Origin of the sequence: Mesorhizobium sp. B2-8-5 (assembly GCF_006440675.2) — a bacterium.
Classification (GTDB): domain Bacteria; phylum Pseudomonadota; class Alphaproteobacteria; order Rhizobiales; family Rhizobiaceae; genus Mesorhizobium.
On the sequence record NZ_CP083951.1, the window covers coordinates 1,531,115 to 1,549,178 of the forward strand.

The window sequence follows — 18,064 nt, forward strand, 5'->3', positions numbered from 1 at the left end:
CGGGTTGAGCAATGAACTGAAGCAGTGCCGGGATCGCCCCGGCAGGTGCGGCGTTTGGCCATGGCCGGACGCCGATGGGGAAGTCGTGGCCCTGGTCACCAGGGCTCGTGGAGCTTGAGAAGGAGGATGGCTCAGTGAGACGGATTATCCAATCAATCGCAGCGGCAGTGATCGCGACCACCATGTGGTGCGCTCCCTCGTTCGCCGACGAGGTATCGCTGCTCGACGGGGTTACCGCCCGTGCCGGCGACAATCCAGCGGTCGAGGCCGGGAAATTCAAGAAGGATCCGCCCTGGGTCATCGGCATGAGCCATTTCGGCGTAAACGCGAACACCTGGACGGTGCAGGTCGCGCATGAGGCGGAGGCTGCCGCCGCCAAGGACAAGCGCATCAGCAAATTCATCCTGCTCGATGCCGGCTTTGACCAGAAGAAGCAGGTCGCCGACATCGAGGACCTGATCGCCCAGAAGGTCGACGCCATCATCGTCCAGCCGGTCACGTCAACCTCGGCGGACGCCAGCATTGCCAAGGCCGTGGCGGCGGGCATTCCCGTCATCGTGCATACCGGCCGTATCGAGAGCGACGCCTTCACCACCGAAATCCAGGGCGGCGCCGAGCATTTCGGCAAGGTGATGGGCGACTTCCTGGTCAAGGAACTCGGCGGCAAGGGCAATATCTGGGTGCTGCGCGGGCTCGCCGGCCATCCGGAAGACACCAACCGCTACAACGGCCTGCTGCAGGCGCTGAAGGGGACCGACGTCAAGATCATCGCCGAGGAGCATGGCGACTGGCAGTACGACAAGGCCAAGAAGCTCTGCGAGACGCTCTACCTGAACAATCCCGAGGTCGACGGCATCTGGTCTTCCGGCGCCGATATGACGCGCGCCTGCGTCGACGTCTTCAAGCAGTTCGGCGCCAAGATCCCGCCGATCACCGGCGAGGGCAACAACGGCTTCTTCGGCCAGTGGATCGCCGACGGCTTCAAGTCGATCTCGGCGGAATATAGCCCGGCCCAGGGCGCGGCCGGCATCCGCGCCGCCGTGGCCCTGCTCGAAGGCAAGGAGCTGAAGAAGCACTACGACTACAATCCGCCCGGCTGGGATATCGAGAAGATCAAGAAATATTATCGCGACGATCTCTCGGCCAATGTGTGGTGGCCGTCGGAGCTGCCCGAAGACAAGCTCAAGGAGTTCTACGCCAAGAAGTAGAGGTGGCGCCATGGTGGCGCGGTGACGTGGGCCCGCGCCACCGAATACTCCTGAATGCAGTGGTGCTTGTTTCGTGAAAACCCTTGTCGAAATGTCGGATATCCGGAAGGCCTTTGCCGGCACGGCGGCGCTGAAGGGCGTCTCCATCGCTCTCCGATCGGGCTCCGTCCATGCGCTGATGGGCGAGAACGGCGCCGGCAAATCGACGTTGATGAAGATCCTCGCCGGCGTCCATCAGCCGGATGGCGGCGCCATTCTGCGCGATGGGCGCCAGATCGCCTTCCACAGGCCGAAGGATGCGCTGGAAGCCGGCATCTCGACGGTGTTCCAGGAATTGTCGCTGCTGCCCAATCTGACGATCGCCGAAAACATGTTTCTCGGCCGAGAACCGACCACTGCTTTCGGCGGGGTCGACCATCGCCGCATGCGGCGCGAGGCGGGCAAGGCGCTTGCAGAGCTCGGCCTCACGCTCGATCCGGGCACACTGGTGTCGAGGCTCAGCATCGCCGAACGGCAGTTCGTGGAGATCGCGCACGGCATCATGACCGATGCCAGCGTGTTCATCCTCGACGAGCCGACGGCGGCGCTCAATGCCGCCGATGTCGAAGTGTTGAACCGCCACATCCGCAGACTGAAGGATGAGGGCAAGGCGGTGGTCTACATTTCGCACCGGATGGACGAAATCTTCGCCATCTGCGACACCGTCACGGTTCTGAAGGACGGCGAACTCGTCGGCACCAGGGCAATCGCCGAGATGACGCCGGCGTCGCTGATCGCGATGATGGTCGGCCGCGAGCTGGCCGATCTCTTTCCCCAGCGTGGCGATGTCTCCGGCCCCGCCATGCTTTCGGTCGAGGGTTTCCGCATCACCGAGCGCTCCAGGCCGTTCTCGCTGGCGCTCAACCGCGGCGAGATCGTTGCGCTGGCCGGCCTGGAGGGGCAGGGCCAGCAGCGCTTCCTGCGCTCGCTGGTCGGTCAATACCATCCTTTCGCCGGCCGTGTGACGATCAAGGGCAAGTCGCTGCCCTTGCCGGTGTCGCCTGGCGGCGGCGTGCGCCGGCTGCAGGCAATGGGCGTCGGCTTCGTACCAGAGGATCGCAAGGAAGACGGGCTCTTCCTCGGCCTTTCCGTGGCGCACAACATTGCCGCCGCACTCCATTCGAAACGGTCGGAACTGGCCTTGGCCGCCGGCTATCAGCGGCAGGTCGCCGACATGATGTCGAGCCTTGCCGTGAAGGCCAGCGGTCCGAGCGCCCCCGTCGGCACGCTGTCGGGCGGCAACCAGCAGAAGGTGCTGCTCGGCCGCTACCTCGCCGCCGACATCGACATCCTGCTCGTCGAAGAACCGACGCGCGGCGTCGACATCGGCGCAAAGTCCGAGATCTACCGGCTGCTGCGCGACTTTGCCGGCAAAGGCGGGGCGGTGTTGGTGCTGTCGCGCGAGACGATCGAGCTGATCGGGCTCTGCGACCGCATCTGCGTCGTCCACAACGACACGATCGTCAAGGAAATGCCGGCGGCAGACGCCACGGAGCACAACATCCTCGACGCCGCGCTCAGCGCCAACGGGGAGGCCAATGAGGCGAGAGGTGAGCGCCGATGACAACCATTAGCAGACGCCTGACGGGCGCGAGAGGATCGCGGCAAGGCATGTGGATGCTGCCCTTGCTGATCGTTCTGGCCATCACGCTTTGGCTCAGCCTCGAGACGGCGCAGTTCCTCAACGGGGAGAATCTGCTCAATCTGGTGCCGCAGGCGATGCCGCTCGTCATCACGGCGGTCGGCCAGATGTTCGTCATCCTGCTCGGCGGGCTCGACCTTTCGGTAGGGTCGATGATCAGCTTCACGACGGCGGTGCTCGCCCTCGGCGGACCGGCCTGGGTGCTGATCCCGGCGGTATTCGTGCTGGCCGCGCTGGTCGGCTTCGGCAACGGCTTCATCATCACCCGCTTCAACGTGCATCCGATCATCGCGACGCTGTCGACGCAGTACATCCTGCTCGGGATCACGCGGATATTGCGGCCGGTTTCGGGCGGCACGGTGCCGGATATCGTCATCAGCGCCGTGGCCGGCTCCTTCTTCGGGATACCCATGCCGGTGTTCTGGGGGGTATTCACCCTCCTGGTCGCCTGGAAGCTGCTTTACGGTTCCCGCTTCGGGCTGCATCTTTTCGCGATCGGTGGTGGCGTCTCGTCCAGCGTGGAGGATGCGGCGCATAATTTCGGCATCGCCGACCGGCGCAACATCGTGCTTGCCTATGTGATCTGCGCCTGCTTCGCGGCGCTTGCCGGCATTTTCCTCGCCGGGCGCATCGTCTCGGGCGATCCAAATGTCGGGCTGCTGTTCGAGCTCGACGCGATCACGGCGGTGGCCATCGGCGGCACCCAGCTTTCCGGCGGCATCGGCAGCCTGCATGGGACCGTCATCGGCGCCCTTGTCATGGCGCTGCTTGCCAACGGCATGAACCTGACAAATGTGTCGCCCTTCATCCAGACCACCATCAAGGGGGCGATCCTGCTTTTTGTGGTCGCTCTGCAGTCGCGCAAAAAGATGGGGTTGTAAGTGGCTGCCGCGCTCACCCATCCTATGATGCGCCGCTTCCTGCGCGTCCCTCCTGCCTACTACGTCTTTGGCGTGCTGCTCCTGGTTCTGTGGATCGCGCGGCCGAACATGCTCAATCTCAACATCATGGGCATATTCGTGCGCCAGATCGTGCCGCTCGGCATATTGGTGCTGGGCCAGCTTCTGGTGATGCGGGTGCGAAGCATCGACCTGTCGGGCGGCGGTGTCATCCTGCTCATCAACTACACCATCTCGTCCGGCGTCTTTCCCGGCGCTTCCATGGCTTTCTTCATTGTCCTGGCGCTGGCCATCGGGCTGGCCGTCGGGTTCTTCAACGGCCTCATGGTCGGGGTGAGGCGGGTCTCGGCCGTCATCGTCACGCTCGCCGTCGGCATCGTCCTGGTCGGGATCGTGCAGTATCTGTCGAGCGGCAAGCCGCCCGGCGATGTGCCCGGCATGTTCGCCGACATCTACAACACCAAGCTCGGCCCGGTGCCGACGCCGGTGATCTTCTGGGTGGTGGTTTCGGTGGCGCTGTCGCTGTTCCTGTCGCGCACGGTCTTCGGCCGTTATGTGACGTCGGTCGGCGAGAACGTGCAGGCGGCGCATTTCTCCGGCGTCCCGGTCGCGCGCACGGTCGTGCTTGCGCATACGCTGGCGGGCTTGTTCGCTGGCATCGCCGCGCTGGTCCAGACGGCTTCGATTGCCGTCGGCAGCGTCCGGGTCGGCCTCGACCTGCCGATCCTGGCGGTCGCCGCGACCATCCTCGGCGGCGTCGTTTTCGGCCGTGGGGAAGGTGGCGTCTGGGGGCCTTTCTTCGGCGTGCTGTCCTTTGCGCTGCTGTTCGTGGTGATGACAACCTTCGGCGTCGACGAGCCCGGCAAGCTGATCGCGCAAGGCCTCATCATCCTGCTCGCGGCGATCCTCTACGGCATCAGGAGCAGGTCGAACTGAGCGGCGAGTTCGGGACGGCCAATAGTCAATCGCATAGGGAAATGGATTGGAGACATGACCAAAAAATCGATCCTCTGTTTTGGAGACTCGCTGACCTGGGGCTGGATTCCGGTCATCGAGGGATCGCCGACGCATCGCTACGCCTATCAGGACCGCTGGACGGGCGTGATGGCCTCGCATCTGGGCGACGGATATCATGTGATCGAGGAAGGTTTGAGCGCCCGCACGACCAGCCTCGACGATCCCAACGATCCGCGCCTCAACGGCAGCGCCTATCTGCCCTCGGCCATCGCCAGCCACCTGCCGCTCGATCTCGTCATCGTCATGCTCGGCACCAATGACACCAAGTCGTTCTTCCGCCGCACGCCCTACGAGATCGCCAACGGCATGGCCAAGCTCGTCGGCCAGATTCTCACCAGCGCCGGCGGTGTCGGCACGCCCTATCCGGCCCCGCAGGCGCTGGTGGTCGCGCCGCCGCCGCTGACCCCGATGCCGCATCCCTTCTTCCAGGGCATGTTCGCCGGCGGCCATGAGAAGACGGCGGCGCTCGCGGCCGAATACCGTGCCATGGCCGATTTCACGAAGGTCGATTTCCTCAATGCCGGGGATTTCATCACCACCGACGGCTGCGACGGCATCCACTTCACTGCCGAGAACAACTGCGGCCTCGGCAAGGCGATAGCGGACAAGGTTCAGGAGATCTTCGCGCGCCAGGCCGATCGCAAGGTTGCCTGAAGGTTCAGGTGTGACGGCGCATCGGCCCCTCCAGACCGATGCGTCGATTGCGGGACCGGCGCGGCACCGCCGGCCCGCAATTTCGGCAGGCTGATCGTGCGGGTTTCGTCCCGGCCATGAAAACCATTAGCGGACCGATCCATGAATTGTTCAGCGGCTTGTCCCTTCCAAGTCAGAGCCGATAGGTTCTAGCTTCCTGAGGCAAATCTCTCGCTTGCGACCCGGATATGCCGCTTCACGTCGTCCATCGGATAACGGATCGGAGTAGCTGGAGGCAGCTGCAGGGAAACGACGTTCATGACATCAGCCAACATTCTGATCTGCGACTTTGTCGGCCTTCGCTTCGGCGCGGACGGCAATCCCGATCACAGCGAGGTCAAGGCTTACATCGAAGCCAAGGGCGGCGTGTTCCATCAGACAGGCATCGGCAGCGCTGGCGCCCTCGATCCCGGCAGGCTGCATTTCTCCTACCTGCCGCAATTGAGCACGCGGGAAGAATTGTTGGCCGAGGCTGGCGACGGCCGTTATGACGCCGTCATCGCCGCGGCTACCTTCATTCCGGCGGAGGCCAGGTTCCGCCTCGGCGGCGTGCGCATCGGGACCGGCACCGGCAATATGGGCTCGGCATCGTGGGGTGGGGGCAGCGGGGAAGGCGGCGAAGCGCCTCTCATGAACACGCCGGGCATCAACAGCCGCGCCACCGCGCAAATGGCCATGAAGGCGCTGCTGAAAGTCAGGCCGGATCTTCCCGTGGACAGGCTCAACAGCCTGGTCGCCGGCGGGCAGTTCGATACGGGAAAAGATCTGCGCCATTACCCGACCGAGAAGCTCGAAGGAAAAAGACTGGCGGTGATCGGCTATGGCAACATCGGTCGGGAATTCGCCAGGCTCGGCCAGGCCTTCGGCATGCGGGTCACCATCCATGCGCGGCCCCGTCACCGCAAATGGATCGAGCTGGAAGGCTTCGACTACGCCGCAAGCATGGTGGAGGCGGCGCGCGGCGCGGACGCGCTTTCGGTCCATCTTGGCCTGGGCGCTTTCGATGCCGGCCGGCAAAAATACGCCAATGCCGGGCTGATCGGAGATGAGGTGCTTTCGGCTCTCAACTACGGCGCCGTGCTCATCAACTATGATCGCGGCGAACTGGTCGACGTGGCGGCGCTGGAGCGCGCATTGGAATCGGGCCGTATTTCCCACGCGGCGATCGATGCCGACCTTTTTGCCGATGGCGCGACGCTTTCAGGACCGATGCTGCCTTATCTGAAGCTGGTCGAAGCCTATGGCCAGTGTCTGGAACTTCTTCCGCATGCCGCGGCCGACACCGACCATCCCTCCCGTGTCGCGGGCGCCAAGCAGGCGATCGATCAGATCCGCGCCGCCATCGTCGACCATCGCGTCCACAATCTGAAAGGATCGCTGCCTTCCGGTTTTGTCGACATGGGAGCGAAAACCCCGCCCGGTATCGGCGGCATCAATCTCCGGCACCTGGCGGCGCTGGCCGACGATCAAAACGTGGCCGCCGACCTCGCCCGATCAAGCGCTCTCGTTGCCGCGTTCTGGGAACGCATCCTGGCGGCGTCCGAGCAGGAGCGACCGGCGCTGATCGCTTCCGGAGGCGAAGCGTTCGCCGAGGCCGCGAACCGTCTCTCCACACTTATGCGCACGTATCATCTTTCGGGGCCGTTCACTTCAGGATCGCCCTGACACCCACCATGCGGCGATTTGCTCGCCAAGCCTTTGAAAAATATGGTGATCCCGACAGGAATCGAACCTGTGACCTACAGATTAGGAATCTGCCGCTCTATCCTACTGAGCTACGGGACCACGCGGCCAGACACATAGCCGCTTCGGGTCGGTTCGCCAAGGGGCATGCTGACCTCCCCATAGGCCGTAATGTCTCGGCGAGGCCGGCTGAGCCGGCCAAGCATATGGCGGCGGGGCCTTCGCCGGCGGCCGCTCAGGCGGCCAGCGCGGTTTCGGCCAGCTTCACCCAATAGCTCATGCCGTGCGGGATGACCTCGTCGTTGAAGTCGTAGGCGGGGTGATGCAGGCCGGCCGAGTCGCCGTTGCCGATGAAGATGAAGGCGCCGGGGCGGGCTTCCAGCATATAGGAGAAATCCTCGCCGCCCATCACCGGCTGGATGGCGCGGTGGACATGGCTGTCGCCGGCGATATCGGCGGCGACATCGCCCGCAAACACGGTCTCCTCGGCATGATTGAAGGTGACGGGGTAGTTGGCGTCGTAATCCACCGCGATGGTGGCGCCGAAGGCGGAGGCGAGCCCGGCGCAGAGCGCGCGAATGCGCTCTTCCGATTTCTTGGCCACTTCCTTCTTCAGCGTGCGCACGGTACCGGCGATCTCGGCACTTTCGGGAATGACGTTGTAGGCGTCGCCGGCATGGAACTTCGTCACCGATACCACCACAGCCTCGACCGGATCGGTGCTGCGCGAGGCGATGGTCTGCAGCGCGCCGACCAGCTGGCTGGCGATGACGATCGGATCGATCGTGCCGTGCGGCATCGCGGCATGGCCGCCGCGGCCCTTGACGGTGATGGTGAATTCGGCGGTCGCGGCCATGATCGGGCCCGGCTTGATGGCGAACTGGCCGACCGGCAGGCCCGGCATGTTGTGCATGCCGAACACTTTCTCGATGCCGAAGCGCTCCATCATGCCGTCCTTGACCATTTCGTTGCCGCCGCCGCCGCCTTCCTCGGCCGGCTGGAAGATCACCGCCACGGTGCCGGTGAAATTGCGCGTCTCGGCGAGGTATTTGGCGGCTCCAAGCAGCATCGCGGTATGGCCGTCATGGCCGCAGGCATGCATCTTGCCGCGCACGGTCGAGGCCCATGGCTTGCCGGTGATCTCGTCGATCGGCAGCGCGTCCATGTCGGCGCGCAGCCCGATGGTCGGGCCATCGCCCTTGCGACCGCGGATGATGCCGACGACGCCGGTCTTGCCCAGTCCCGTCACCACCTCGTCGCAGCCGAACGCCTTCAGCTTTTCGGTGACGAAGCCGGCGGTCTGGAAGACGTCGAAATTCAGCTCCGGTGTCTGGTGCAGATGTCGTCGCCATCCGGCGACTTCTTCCTGCATTTGCGCGGCGCGGTTCAGAATCGGCATGATCGTTCCATCTCTTGGTTGATTGGCGGCAGTCGGTTCAGATCCGCTGCTCAGCAATTGTGATTATGTTGAACTTTGCCATTTTGGCGTCACATAGGGTAAATAGCACCACAACAATGCGGTCCGGGGTCGAGGGTCGAGCCGCATTTGTGCTGGCGATGGGTAACGAAATCTTACGGACCCAGCGGCGACTACGGCAAGAGGCGATTTCGGATTTGATCATGCGGCAAAGGCATTTCCTCAACCTGTTGCTGGCAGGCGCGCTGGCGCTTCCGGCGCTCGCCGGCGCGGCGCATGCCAACCCGGTCGTGCTTTTCGACCTCAAAAGCGGCTCCATTCTGGAGCATCAGGACGCGTTCAAGCGTTGGTATCCGGCCTCGCTCAGCAAGCTGATGACGGCCTATGTCACCTTCCGCGCGATCCAGGCGGGCGAGGTGGCGCTCGATTCGCCGATCAAGGTGACGAAGCATTCGGCGGGCGAGCCGCCGAGCAAGATGGGCTTCAAGCCCGGCTCGGTGATGCGGCTCGACAATGCGCTGAAGATGATGCTGGTCAAGTCGGCCAACGACATCGCCATGGCCGTCGGCGAGAATATCGGCGGGTCGCAAGCCGCCTTCGCCGACCGCATGAACGCCGAGGCGGCCCGGCTCGGCATGGTCGGCACGCATTTCGTCAACCCGAACGGGCTCTATTCGCCGGAACAGTACACGACCGCGCGCGACCTTGCCGTGCTGGTGGCGGCGCTGCGCAATGATTTTCCGCAATATGCGCCCTGGTTCTCGATCGAGGGCCTTGCCGTCGGCAAGAGGGCCATCCCGAACTACAATCTGCTGATCGGCCGCTATCCCGGCGCCGACGGCATGAAGACCGGCTTCGTCTGCTCTTCCGGGTTCAACATGATCGGCTCGGCGACGCGCAACGGGCGCACGCTGGTCGCCGTCGTGCTTGGCGAGAAATCGGCGATCAGCCGCGCCGAAGCGGCGGCAAAGCTGCTCGATCTGGGTTTTGAGATGCCGTCGGCCACTTCGACCACGCTTGGCGCTCTCAAGCCCTATGGCGACACGCTGTCGCCCAACGACATGCATGACGAGATCTGCGCGAAGAAACCGAAGGAGGAGCAGTCCGAGGCGGCGCCCGAGGTTGCGGCCAAGGACAAGTCGAAATCGCCCTACCAGGTGAAGCTCGACCACCCGACACTGGTCGCGGTCGGACTCGGCGGCGCCACGGGGCCAGCGCCCAAGGCATTCGTCGACCAGGTCGACCAGAACTATGCCGATGTGCCGCTGCCGATCTGGCGGCCGGACAGACCGGCGCCGGCCGGCGCCGAGCCGCTGGCGACGGCCGCCGCCGGAGCCCAGGGCGACCAGCCCGTCAAAGCTGCCAACTAGCCAAGCTGATGAGCGGCTTTCCCATTCCCGTTTCGGTGCTCACCGGCTTTCTCGGCGCCGGCAAGACGACTCTGCTCAACCGGCTGCTCAAGGATCCGGAGCTTGCCGACACGGCGGTGATCATCAACGAGTTCGGCGAGGTTGCGATCGATCATCTCCTGGTCGAGCAGGCCTCGGACGGCATCATCCAGCTTTCCGACGGCTGCCTCTGCTGCACGGTGCGCGGCGACCTGGTCGACACACTCGCCGATCTCGTCGACCGGCTGCAGACCGGCCGTATCGCGAAACTGGCCCGCGTCGTCGTCGAGACGACGGGTCTGGCCGATCCGGCGCCGGTGCTGCAGTCGATCATGGCGCATCCGGCGCTGGTGCAGGCGTTCCGGCTCGACGGCGTCATCACGCTGGTCGACGCCGTCAACGGTGAGGCGACGCTCGATGCCCATGTCGAGGCGGTGAAACAGGCCGCGGTGGCCGACCGCATCGTGCTGACCAAGGCCGACCTTGCCGACGCGGCCGGGGTAGAGGCGTTGCGGGCAAGACTCAAGCAGATCAATCCGGGCGCCGTCGTGCTCGATGTCGGCGAGGCCGGCGCCGCGGCGCTGTTCAATTGCGGCCTCTATGATCCTGAGACCAAGTCCGCCGACGTGCGGCGCTGGCTTGGCGAAGAGGCGGCGCATGATCAGGATCATCACCATGATCAGGATCATCACCATAATCACGACCATCATCACCATGACGGTGACGATGATCATGGCCGCCATCACCATGCGCATCGCCACGACACGCGCGTGCGCTCGCACTCGCTTGTCCATGACGGCCCGGTGCCGTTCGCGACGATCGAGATGTTCCTCGACCTTCTGCGCTCGACGCATGGCGAGAAACTCCTGCGCATGAAGGGCGTCATCGAGCTCGCGGAGGACCCCTCGCGGCCGGTGGTCATCCACGGCGTGCAGAAGATCCTGCATCCGCCGGCAAGACTGCCGGCCTGGCCCGATGGCCAGCGCGGCACCAGGCTGGTGCTGATCACGCTCGATATGCCGGATGATTATATCCGGCGGCTGTTCGCCGCCTTCACCAACAAGCCGTCGATCGACACGCCGGACCGCGCGGCGCTGGAAGCCAATCCGCTGGCGATAGCTGGATTGTAAGCCGAAAAGACACCGGCTCAGGCCGCGTTGCCGCGCTCGACCAGGAAGCGGTGGCCGCCGGCGACCGCGGCCGTTTCGACCAATTGGTGACCGGCATCGGCGCAGAAGGCCGGGATGTCGATCACCGCGAGCGGATCGGTGGTTTCGAGCCACAGCCGGGTGCCAGGTCGCATCGCGGCCAGTCGCTTGCGGGCCTTCAGCACCGGCAACGGACAGTTCAGTCCCTTGAGATCGTAGTTGGCGGGCGGCTTTGCCTTTTGTTCATGCATGTCGTTATCCCAAGACCGTCTTCCACTTTTGGGCGACATGCATAAAAATGTCAGCCGCCGAACATGCCGAGCAGCTTCTTCTTCAGCTTCGACACGGTGCCCTGGTCGGCATCGGCGGGCTGCTGCGCTGGCTGGACGGCCGCGGGTTCGACGCCGGCGGTGACGACCGGCTGCTGCGCGGCCTGCTTGGCGGCCTCCTTCTCGGCCAGCGCCTGCGCCTTTGCCTGTTCCTTGGCGGCCTTGGCCGCCTCGATCGCCGCGAGGCGCTGCTCTTCGGCCTTGCGCTTGGCTTCCTTTTCCGCGTCGGCTGCTGCCATCTTGCGGCCGAGCGGGGAATCTATGCGGCCCATGCGGGTCGTTTCCGTCACCGAGCCGTCCGAATTCATCGACGGCGGATCGATCGGCACGCGCTCGCCGCGGGCGCGGCGCTTCGACCAGTCGGAAACGATGCTGGCTTCCTTTACGCCGGCAATCGTCGGCTTCGGTGGCGGCGTGCTCGATTTTACGGCCGAATTGAAGGCCGCGTCGTAGCTCTTCTCGTAATTGGCGTAGGCCGTCTTCAACGAATCCGGCTGGGTCGTCGCGGGGCAGGGGCCAGTCGGGTCGAAGGCCGTGCCTTCGGGCGCGACCTGATTGAAGACGTAGCGCTTCTCGCAGACGTCGACCTTCGGCGGCACCTTGGTGATCTCGAAATTGTCGTAGCCGACCTTCAGCATCTTCCAGAATTCATAGTTCGGGTCGCTGCGGTAGCGCGCCATGTTGGCGGCGGTCATGCGGAACGGGAAAGCCTGGACCTGGAACTCGGTCTGGCCGCCTTGGAAGGCGTCGCGGCCGAAGGCATAGATCTGCTCGATCTGGGCGTCTGTCATCGAATAGCAGCCCGACGACGAACAGGCGCCATGCACCATCAGGTTCTGGCCGGTGCGGCCGTTGGCGCGGTCATAGGCGTTGGGGAAGCCGATGTTGAAGGACAGATGATAATTCGAGCGCGGATTCATCTGCGACGGACGCACCGTATAGAAGCCCTCCGGCGCCTGGCGGTCGCCCTCGGTGTATTTGGGGCCGAGCTTTCCCGACCATTTGCAGATGTCGTAGCTGGCGACGAGATCGTAGCGGCCATTGGTCTTGGCCTTCCAGATCTCCAGCTTGCCTTCTTCCTTGAAGATGCGCGCCATTACCGAGGAGGTGCGCACCATGCCTTTGGCCTTCATGTCGGCGAGGATCTTGTCCGGCAACGGCTTGTTGGCCTCCGGCGCGAAATCCTTCATCGATGAATCATTGCAGCCGGCGACGCCAATGGCGGCGATAAGGACTCCGGTGCGGGCAAGCTTGGCAAACATCGGTACGGCTACGTCTCTTCTTTCGGGCTAACGGCTCTCGGCATGGCTTGACCCGCAGGCTGAACACCAGTGGACCGTAAGCCCGTTAACCTTGAAAATTCCTTACCGCAAGCCTTCGCGACAAATTGGGCCAACCCCTCACGGCAAGTCCATTGAGCCGAATCCGGCGGCATTTTTGTGGCGAAATTGGTCGTTGCCGCCACAGTTTACCGCAAGATGCCCGATTAAAGGCTGCGGCCCATCGCCAGGTACTTCTCGCGGCGCTGCTCGCGGAAATCGGTGTTGGCGCCGGCAAAGTCCTTCATCGTCCTGGCGATGAGGTCGCCGGTGGACGCAATCACCGTCTCCGGCGCGCGCTGGGCGCCGCCCATCGGCTCGGCAATGATGGCGTCGATGATCTTCATCTCGAGAAGATCCTGCGCGGTGATCTTCATGCTGGTCGCCGCGTCCTTGGAGCGCGTGGTGTCGCGCCACAGGATCGAGGCGGCACCCTCGGGCGAGATCACCGAATAGATGGCGTGTTCCAGCATGTAGACGCGGTTGGCGGTGGCAATCGCGATGGCGCCGCCGGAGCCGCCTTCGCCGATCACCACCGAGATCGACGGCACTTTCAGCGACAGGCAAGCCGAGGTCGAACGCGCGATGGCCTCGGCCTGGCCGCGCTCCTCGGCGCCGACGCCGGGATAAGCGCCGGCGGTGTCGACCAGCGTCAGCAGCGGGATCTGGAAGCGGTCGGCAAGCTCCATCAACCGCACCGCCTTGCGGTAGCCCTCGGGGCGCACCGAGCCGAAATTGTGCTTGATACGGCTTGCTGTGTCGGAGCCCTTCTCCTGGCCGATCACCGCGACGGGCTCGCCGCGGAAACGGGCGAAGCCGCCGACGATCGCCTGGTCGTCGCCGAAATTGCGGTCGCCGGCCAGAGGCGTGAAATCGGTGAACAGCGCCTTGATGTAGTCGACGCAGTGCGGGCGGTCGGGATGGCGCGCGACCTGCACCTTCTGCCAGGGCGTGAGCGCCTTGTAGAGGTCGCGCAATGCGTCGCGCGAGCGCTTTTCCAGCCTGCTGATCTCTTCGGCGACATCGACCGCCTCACCGTTCTCGGCAAGCTTCTTCAGCTCAAGGATCTTGAGTTCCAGATCCTGCACCGGCTTTTCGAAGTCGAGGTAGTTGTACATGCTTGGGCGGACCGATCCGTCGGAAGGCAATGGCAGGCGGAACCGCTGAAATGCCGGCTCCGGGGGGTGGAACGTCGCCCTCACATAGCGATATGAGGCCTAGTCGGCAAGCGGATGATGATCGTTGACCAGCCGCACCAGCCGCTCCTCCAGCACGTGGGTGTAGATCTGCGTGGTCGAGATATCGGCATGGCCTAGAAGTTGCTGAACGGCTCTGAGATCGGCGCCGTTCTGCAGCAGATGGCTGGCAAAAGCATGGCGAAGCACATGCGGCGAGATTTTTGCCGCGGTTATCCCCGTCCGCGCGGCCAACCCCTTGAGATCGCGGGCGAAAACCTGGCGGGAAAGATGCCCGCTGTCGGATGAGGCCGGGAACAGGAACGGGCTTTCGGCAAAGGCCGGGCGCTCGGCCCTCGCGGCAAGCCAGGCGCGCATGGCGGTTCGCGCCTTGGTCGAAAGCGGCACCATGCGCTCCTTGTCGCCCTTGCCGCGCACCATAAAGAAGCGGTCGTCGCGCAGCGCCACCGTCACCGGCAGGCCAACCAATTCGGAGACGCGTAGGCCGGTGGCGTAGAGCACCTCGACCAGCGCGTGCAGGCGCAACGCGGCCAGCCTGTCGCCGTCCGGGGCGGATTCGCCGGCTTCCAGCGCGGCGCGGTCGAGCAGGCGGCCGGTCTCGGCCTCGCTCATCGTCTTCGGCAGCGGCCGGCCCTTGCGCGGGCTGTCCAGCGTGCCGGTCGGGTCGTCGCCGCGCAGGCCTTCCGCGTAGAGGAATTTGAAGAACTGGCGGATCGCCGACAATTTGCGCGCCTGCGAGGTCGGCGCGAAACCGCGCGCGGCGATGTCGTCGAGATAGGCGCGGATGTCGGAAGCTCCAGCACCTGCAAGCCCGCCCTGGATCGTCTCGGAGGCATCCTCCAGGTCGCGGCGATAGGAGGCGAGCGTGTTTTCCGCCGCGCCGCGTTCGGCGCTCATCATTTCGAGGAAGGCTTCGATGCGGGCGGCGCTTTTCATCGGGCCGGGATCAGCTCTTTGTCGGTTTTCTTGGTCAGTTCTTCTTGGGGTTGAGCTTTTCGGCCGGAATGCGGATGCTCATTTCCGCTTTTTTCGGCTCCACGAACATGGCCAGCGCGAACATCGCGCCATAGGCAATGCCTGCAAGAACCGCCAGCGTCACGACGAAGCGAAACAAAGTCGGCATTCAATTTCGCCCGTCTTGTTGTTCTGCGTTTCCAAAGCCCTGTGCCCTTATGGGACGCCGATCCGGCCAATTCAAGGACGAAGGCTTCCGGTGAACAGAAGGTTTTGCCGGGACGCTTCGCGCCCGGTTGTCCGGCCGTGCTTGACGCAAACAGGCTTTTGATGTCGATACGGCGCAAAGAGGCCCTGATGAACGCTCTGCCACCCAATCCGACGGACGAAGGCCGCGCCGCGCTGATCGAAGCGCTCGGCAGCCGCTCGATTGTCTTCGTCGGGCTGATGGGCGCTGGCAAGACGGCGATCGGCCGCAAGGTGGCGGCGATGCTTTCGCTGCCCTTCATGGACAGCGACCAGGAGATCGAAAGCGTCTCGCGCATGACGGTGCCGGAGCTGTTCGAGCGCTATGGCGAGCCGGAATTCCGCGCGCTGGAGCAGCGCGTGATCCTGCGCCTGCTGGAGAACGGACCGCAGGTGCTGTCGACCGGCGGCGGCGCTTTCATGAACGCGCAGACGCGCGAGGCAATCACGGCTTATGGCGTGTCTGTGTGGCTGAAGGCCGACCTCGACCTCTTGATGGAGCGGGTTTCGAAGAAGCAGAACCGGCCGCTCTTGAAGAATCCCGATCCGCGCGGCGTGCTGGAGCGGCTGATGGGCGAGCGTTATCCGGTCTACGCCACCGCCGACCTGACCGTGCCGACGCGGGACGACCGCAAGGAGATCATCGCCGGCGAAGTCGTCGCGGCGCTCTGCACCCATCTCGGCGTCGACGCGATCGCGACAGGCGCTACAAGCGCCACAACCGACGAGGTGCAGTCGTGAGCGATGCCGAACCGGTGAAGGTCGAGGTCGGGCTCGGCGACCGCGCCTATGACATATTGATCGGCTCCGGGCTGCTGGCGCGCTCCGGCGACGAGATCGCGCGCCGGCTTCCCGGCACCCGCGCGGCCATCGTCACCGACGAGAACGTCGCCGCCGCGCATCTCGACAAGCTGAAGGCGGGGTTGGAGAAAGGCGGCATCCAGTCCGCCGTCATCGCGCTGCCCGCCGGCGAAAAGACCAAGAGTTTTGCCCATCTCGAAGAGGTGGTCGACGGCGTCCTCGCGGCAAAGCTCGAACGCCGCGACCTGGTGATCGCGCTCGGCGGCGGGGTCATCGGCGACCTTGCAGGCTTTGCTTCCGGCATCGTGCGGCGCGGCATGAACTTCGTGCAGATCCCGACCTCGCTCCTGGCGCAGGTCGATTCCTCCGTCGGCGGCAAGACCGGCATCAACAGCGCCCGCGGCAAGAACCTTGTCGGCGTCTTCCACCAGCCCAGGCTGGTGCTCGCCGACACCCAGGTGCTCGACACGCTGCCGATCCGAGAGTTCCGCGCCGGCTATGCCGAGCTCGCCAAATACGGGCTGATCGACCGCCCGGTCTTCTTCGCCTGGCTTGAGCAGAACTGGGGGCAAGTCTTTGCCGGCGGCCCGGCACGGGTCGAGGCGATCGCCGAGGCCTGCCGCGCCAAGGCAGACGTCGTCGCCCGTGACGAGTTCGAGACCGGCGACCGGGCGCTGCTTAATCTCGGCCACACGTTCGGCCATGCGCTGGAAGCGGCCACGCGCTATGACGGGGCGCGCCTCGTCCATGGTGAGGGTGTGGCCATCGGCATGGCGCTGGCGCATCGCTTCTCGGCGCGCCTCAACCTGGCGAGCCCGGACGACGCGGGGCGCGTCGAAGCGCATCTGCGCGCCGTCGGCCTGCCCTGGCGCATGGCCGATATTCCGGGCGAGCTGCCGGATGCCGAGGCGCTGCTCGGCTTCATCACCCAGGACAAGAAGGTGTCGCGCGGCGCGCTGACCTTCATCCTGACGCGCGGCATCGGCCAGGCTTTCATCGCCAAGGACGTGCCGCCGTTGGAAGTGCTGTCCTTCCTCAAGACGAGCCATCCCGAACGGTCCAAGAGGAGCCGTTCCGGATGACCGACGCCGGCTGGATCGTCGCCGCCGTCCTCGCCGTCATCCTGCTTTCGGCGCTTCTGTTGCGCACCCGACTGCTTGCCGCCTTCGGCTACGCGCTGCGGCCGCTCGAGCCGCCGCAGCGGACCGAGCGCAACGGCAAGGATGAAGGCGGCGACGATGCCCGCCGCGAGGGCGCGGCTGCCGGTGAGGAGCGCAATCGGCTCGAAGGGCTCTTCGACCTCGATGAACTCGAAGTGTCGGATATCATGGTCCACCGCACCAATATGCGCTCGGTCAATGCCGACAATGCGCCGGAGGCGGTGGTGCGCGAAATCCTGCAGAGCCCGCACACCCGCATGCCGCTGTGGAAGGGTTCGCTCGACAACATCGTCGGCGTCCTGCATGCGAAGGATCTGCTGAGAGCCCTCAACGAGCTCGGCAACGACTTTTCGCGGATCGATGTCATGAAGATCGCGGCGAAGCCGTGGTTCGTGCCGGACACCACCACCTTGCAGGAACAGCTCAACGCCTTCCTGCGCCGCAAGGCGCATTTCGCCATCGTCGTCGACGAATATGGCGAGGTCGAAGGACTGGTGACGCTGGAAGACATCATCGAGGAAATCGTCGGCGAGATTGCCGACGAGCACGACATCGACATGCAGGGCGTGAAGAAGGAAGCGGACGGCTCCGTCGTCGTCGACGGCACGGTGCCGATCCGCGACTTGAACCGCGCGCTCGACTGGGACCTGCCCGACGAGGAAGCCACGACGATTGCCGGCCTGGTCATCCATGAGACGCAGTCGATCCCGGAGGAGAAGCAGGCCTTCACCTTCCACGGCAAGCGTTTCGTGGTGATGAAGCGGGACAAGAACCGCATTGCGAGGTTGAGGATACGTCCCGCCAGCGAAAGCTAGTTCACTAACACAGAAATCTTGCCTGGTCGGCCATGTCGCGTTGGCAGTTGGTATGCCTTGGAGATTGGCCGAAACGGTCCGGCCTCGTCATCCACGGGCGGAGCAAGGAG

At 64.5% G+C, this 18,064-nt stretch carries 17 protein-coding genes and 1 tRNA gene; 11 read left to right on the forward strand and 7 right to left on the reverse strand.

Going from position 1 to position 18,064, the window contains the following annotated elements; genetic code table 11:
• Nucleotides 1–182 precede the first annotated feature (182 nt).
• The 6 genes from FJ430_RS07450 to FJ430_RS07475 all read left to right on the forward strand — a co-directional run bounded on the left by FJ430_RS07450 (nucleotide 183) and on the right by FJ430_RS07475 (nucleotide 7,163).
• Nucleotides 183–1,208: an ABC transporter substrate-binding protein gene (locus tag FJ430_RS07450; protein ID WP_413467866.1), complete on the forward strand. Its 1,026-nt coding sequence runs from the start codon at nucleotides 183–185 to the stop codon at nucleotides 1,206–1,208.
• Nucleotides 1,209–1,281: 73 nt separating this feature from the next.
• On the forward strand, nucleotides 1,282–2,811 hold the full coding sequence (locus FJ430_RS07455; RefSeq protein WP_140704803.1) for a sugar ABC transporter ATP-binding protein: 1,530 nt from the start codon (nucleotides 1,282–1,284) through the stop codon (nucleotides 2,809–2,811).
• Complete coding sequence (locus tag FJ430_RS07460) at nucleotides 2,808–3,770, forward strand: ABC transporter permease (RefSeq protein ID WP_140704805.1); 963 nt, start codon at nucleotides 2,808–2,810, stop codon at nucleotides 3,768–3,770. The genes FJ430_RS07455 and FJ430_RS07460 overlap by 4 nt, the downstream gene beginning before the upstream one ends.
• Nucleotides 3,771–3,794: 24 nt before the next feature.
• On the forward strand, nucleotides 3,795–4,724 hold the full coding sequence (locus FJ430_RS07465; RefSeq protein ID WP_181175327.1) for an ABC transporter permease: 930 nt from the start codon (nucleotides 3,795–3,797) through the stop codon (nucleotides 4,722–4,724).
• 54 nt (nucleotides 4,725–4,778) lie between these two features.
• Complete coding sequence (locus FJ430_RS07470) at nucleotides 4,779–5,459, forward strand: SGNH/GDSL hydrolase family protein (protein ID WP_140704809.1); 681 nt, start codon at nucleotides 4,779–4,781, stop codon at nucleotides 5,457–5,459.
• 297 nt (nucleotides 5,460–5,756) lie between these two features.
• Nucleotides 5,757–7,163: an NAD(P)-dependent oxidoreductase gene (locus FJ430_RS07475; RefSeq protein ID WP_140704811.1), complete on the forward strand. Its 1,407-nt coding sequence runs from the start codon at nucleotides 5,757–5,759 to the stop codon at nucleotides 7,161–7,163.
• A gap of 43 nt (nucleotides 7,164–7,206) precedes the next feature.
• Here the strand turns inward: FJ430_RS07475 and FJ430_RS07480 are convergent.
• Together FJ430_RS07480 and FJ430_RS07485 are read right to left on the reverse strand one after the other, a co-directional pair.
• A tRNA-Arg gene (locus FJ430_RS07480) sits at nucleotides 7,207–7,283 on the reverse strand.
• 133 nt (nucleotides 7,284–7,416) lie between these two features.
• Nucleotides 7,417–8,580 (reverse strand): M20 aminoacylase family protein, encoded by a 1,164-nt coding sequence (locus tag FJ430_RS07485; RefSeq protein ID WP_140647422.1) that lies wholly within the window; start codon nucleotides 8,578–8,580, stop codon nucleotides 7,417–7,419.
• Between the two features lie 221 nt (nucleotides 8,581–8,801).
• On the opposite strand from FJ430_RS07485, the gene FJ430_RS07490 reads away from it, so the two are divergent.
• Complete coding sequence (locus tag FJ430_RS07490) at nucleotides 8,802–9,968, forward strand: D-alanyl-D-alanine carboxypeptidase family protein (protein WP_140704813.1); 1,167 nt, start codon at nucleotides 8,802–8,804, stop codon at nucleotides 9,966–9,968.
• 8 nt (nucleotides 9,969–9,976) lie between these two features.
• Nucleotides 9,977–11,116, forward strand: coding sequence for a CobW family GTP-binding protein (locus tag FJ430_RS07495; RefSeq protein ID WP_181175314.1), 1,140 nt, complete (start codon nucleotides 9,977–9,979; stop codon nucleotides 11,114–11,116).
• A gap of 17 nt (nucleotides 11,117–11,133) precedes the next feature.
• Here FJ430_RS07495 and FJ430_RS07500 read toward each other — a convergent pair whose 3' ends face one another.
• From FJ430_RS07500 to FJ430_RS07520, 5 genes are all read right to left on the reverse strand, one after another.
• Nucleotides 11,134–11,385, reverse strand: a complete 252-nt coding sequence (locus tag FJ430_RS07500) for a sulfurtransferase TusA family protein (RefSeq protein ID WP_140657901.1) — start codon at nucleotides 11,383–11,385, stop codon at nucleotides 11,134–11,136.
• A 50-nt stretch (nucleotides 11,386–11,435) separates the two neighbouring features.
• A complete protein-coding gene (locus tag FJ430_RS07505; protein WP_140704817.1) occupies nucleotides 11,436–12,725 on the reverse strand; it encodes a L,D-transpeptidase family protein in 1,290 nt (429 codons plus the stop codon).
• Between the two features lie 224 nt (nucleotides 12,726–12,949).
• Nucleotides 12,950–13,900 carry an acetyl-CoA carboxylase carboxyltransferase subunit alpha gene (locus FJ430_RS07510; RefSeq protein ID WP_140704819.1) on the reverse strand — a complete coding sequence of 317 codons (951 nt, stop codon included), beginning with the start codon at nucleotides 13,898–13,900 and terminating at the stop codon, nucleotides 12,950–12,952.
• Between the two features lie 99 nt (nucleotides 13,901–13,999).
• Nucleotides 14,000–14,914, reverse strand: coding sequence for a site-specific tyrosine recombinase XerD (locus FJ430_RS07515; RefSeq protein WP_140704821.1), 915 nt, complete (start codon nucleotides 14,912–14,914; stop codon nucleotides 14,000–14,002).
• Between the two features lie 34 nt (nucleotides 14,915–14,948).
• Nucleotides 14,949–15,101 carry a hypothetical protein gene (locus FJ430_RS07520; RefSeq protein ID WP_042643428.1) on the reverse strand — a complete coding sequence of 51 codons (153 nt, stop codon included), beginning with the start codon at nucleotides 15,099–15,101 and terminating at the stop codon, nucleotides 14,949–14,951.
• A gap of 188 nt (nucleotides 15,102–15,289) precedes the next feature.
• On the opposite strand from FJ430_RS07520, the gene FJ430_RS07525 reads away from it, so the two are divergent.
• The 3 genes from FJ430_RS07525 to FJ430_RS07535 are packed head-to-tail and all read left to right on the forward strand — an operon-like array spanning nucleotide 15,290 to nucleotide 17,954.
• A complete protein-coding gene (locus FJ430_RS07525; protein ID WP_140659660.1) occupies nucleotides 15,290–15,919 on the forward strand; it encodes a shikimate kinase in 630 nt (209 codons plus the stop codon).
• Nucleotides 15,916–17,061 (forward strand): 3-dehydroquinate synthase, encoded by a 1,146-nt coding sequence (gene aroB, locus FJ430_RS07530; RefSeq protein ID WP_140704823.1) that lies wholly within the window; start codon nucleotides 15,916–15,918, stop codon nucleotides 17,059–17,061. Before FJ430_RS07525 ends, aroB begins: the two co-directional genes overlap by 4 nt.
• The gene (locus tag FJ430_RS07535; RefSeq protein ID WP_140704825.1) at nucleotides 17,058–17,954 is read left to right on the forward strand and encodes an HlyC/CorC family transporter; all 897 of its coding nucleotides are present in this window, start codon (nucleotides 17,058–17,060) and stop codon (nucleotides 17,952–17,954) included. The genes aroB and FJ430_RS07535 overlap by 4 nt, the downstream gene beginning before the upstream one ends.
• Nucleotides 17,955–18,064: the final 110 nt, after the last annotated feature.

Bases quoted from the DNA above. Each gene is read 5' to 3' on its own strand.
- FJ430_RS07450 (WP_413467866.1), top strand. From the start codon at position 183: ATGTGGTGCGCTCCCTCGTTCGCCGACGAGGTATCGCTGCTCGACGGG.
- FJ430_RS07460 (WP_140704805.1), top strand. From the start codon at position 2,808: ATGACAACCATTAGCAGACGCCTGACGGGCGCGAGAGGATCGCGGCAA.
- FJ430_RS07465 (WP_181175327.1), top strand. From the start codon at position 3,795: ATGATGCGCCGCTTCCTGCGCGTCCCTCCTGCCTACTACGTCTTTGGC.
- FJ430_RS07470 (WP_140704809.1), top strand. From the start codon at position 4,779: ATGACCAAAAAATCGATCCTCTGTTTTGGAGACTCGCTGACCTGGGGC.
- FJ430_RS07475 (WP_140704811.1), top strand. From the start codon at position 5,757: ATGACATCAGCCAACATTCTGATCTGCGACTTTGTCGGCCTTCGCTTC.
- FJ430_RS07485 (WP_140647422.1), bottom strand. From the start codon at position 8,580: ATGCCGATTCTGAACCGCGCCGCGCAAATGCAGGAAGAAGTCGCCGGA.
- FJ430_RS07490 (WP_140704813.1), top strand. From the start codon at position 8,802: ATGCGGCAAAGGCATTTCCTCAACCTGTTGCTGGCAGGCGCGCTGGCG.
- FJ430_RS07495 (WP_181175314.1), top strand. From the start codon at position 9,977: ATGAGCGGCTTTCCCATTCCCGTTTCGGTGCTCACCGGCTTTCTCGGC.
- FJ430_RS07500 (WP_140657901.1), bottom strand. From the start codon at position 11,385: ATGCATGAACAAAAGGCAAAGCCGCCCGCCAACTACGATCTCAAGGGA.
- FJ430_RS07505 (WP_140704817.1), bottom strand. From the start codon at position 12,725: ATGTTTGCCAAGCTTGCCCGCACCGGAGTCCTTATCGCCGCCATTGGC.
- FJ430_RS07510 (WP_140704819.1), bottom strand. From the start codon at position 13,900: ATGTACAACTACCTCGACTTCGAAAAGCCGGTGCAGGATCTGGAACTC.
- FJ430_RS07515 (WP_140704821.1), bottom strand. From the start codon at position 14,914: ATGAAAAGCGCCGCCCGCATCGAAGCCTTCCTCGAAATGATGAGCGCC.
- FJ430_RS07520 (WP_042643428.1), bottom strand. From the start codon at position 15,101: ATGCCGACTTTGTTTCGCTTCGTCGTGACGCTGGCGGTTCTTGCAGGC.
- FJ430_RS07525 (WP_140659660.1), top strand. From the start codon at position 15,290: ATGAACGCTCTGCCACCCAATCCGACGGACGAAGGCCGCGCCGCGCTG.
- FJ430_RS07535 (WP_140704825.1), top strand. From the start codon at position 17,058: ATGACCGACGCCGGCTGGATCGTCGCCGCCGTCCTCGCCGTCATCCTG.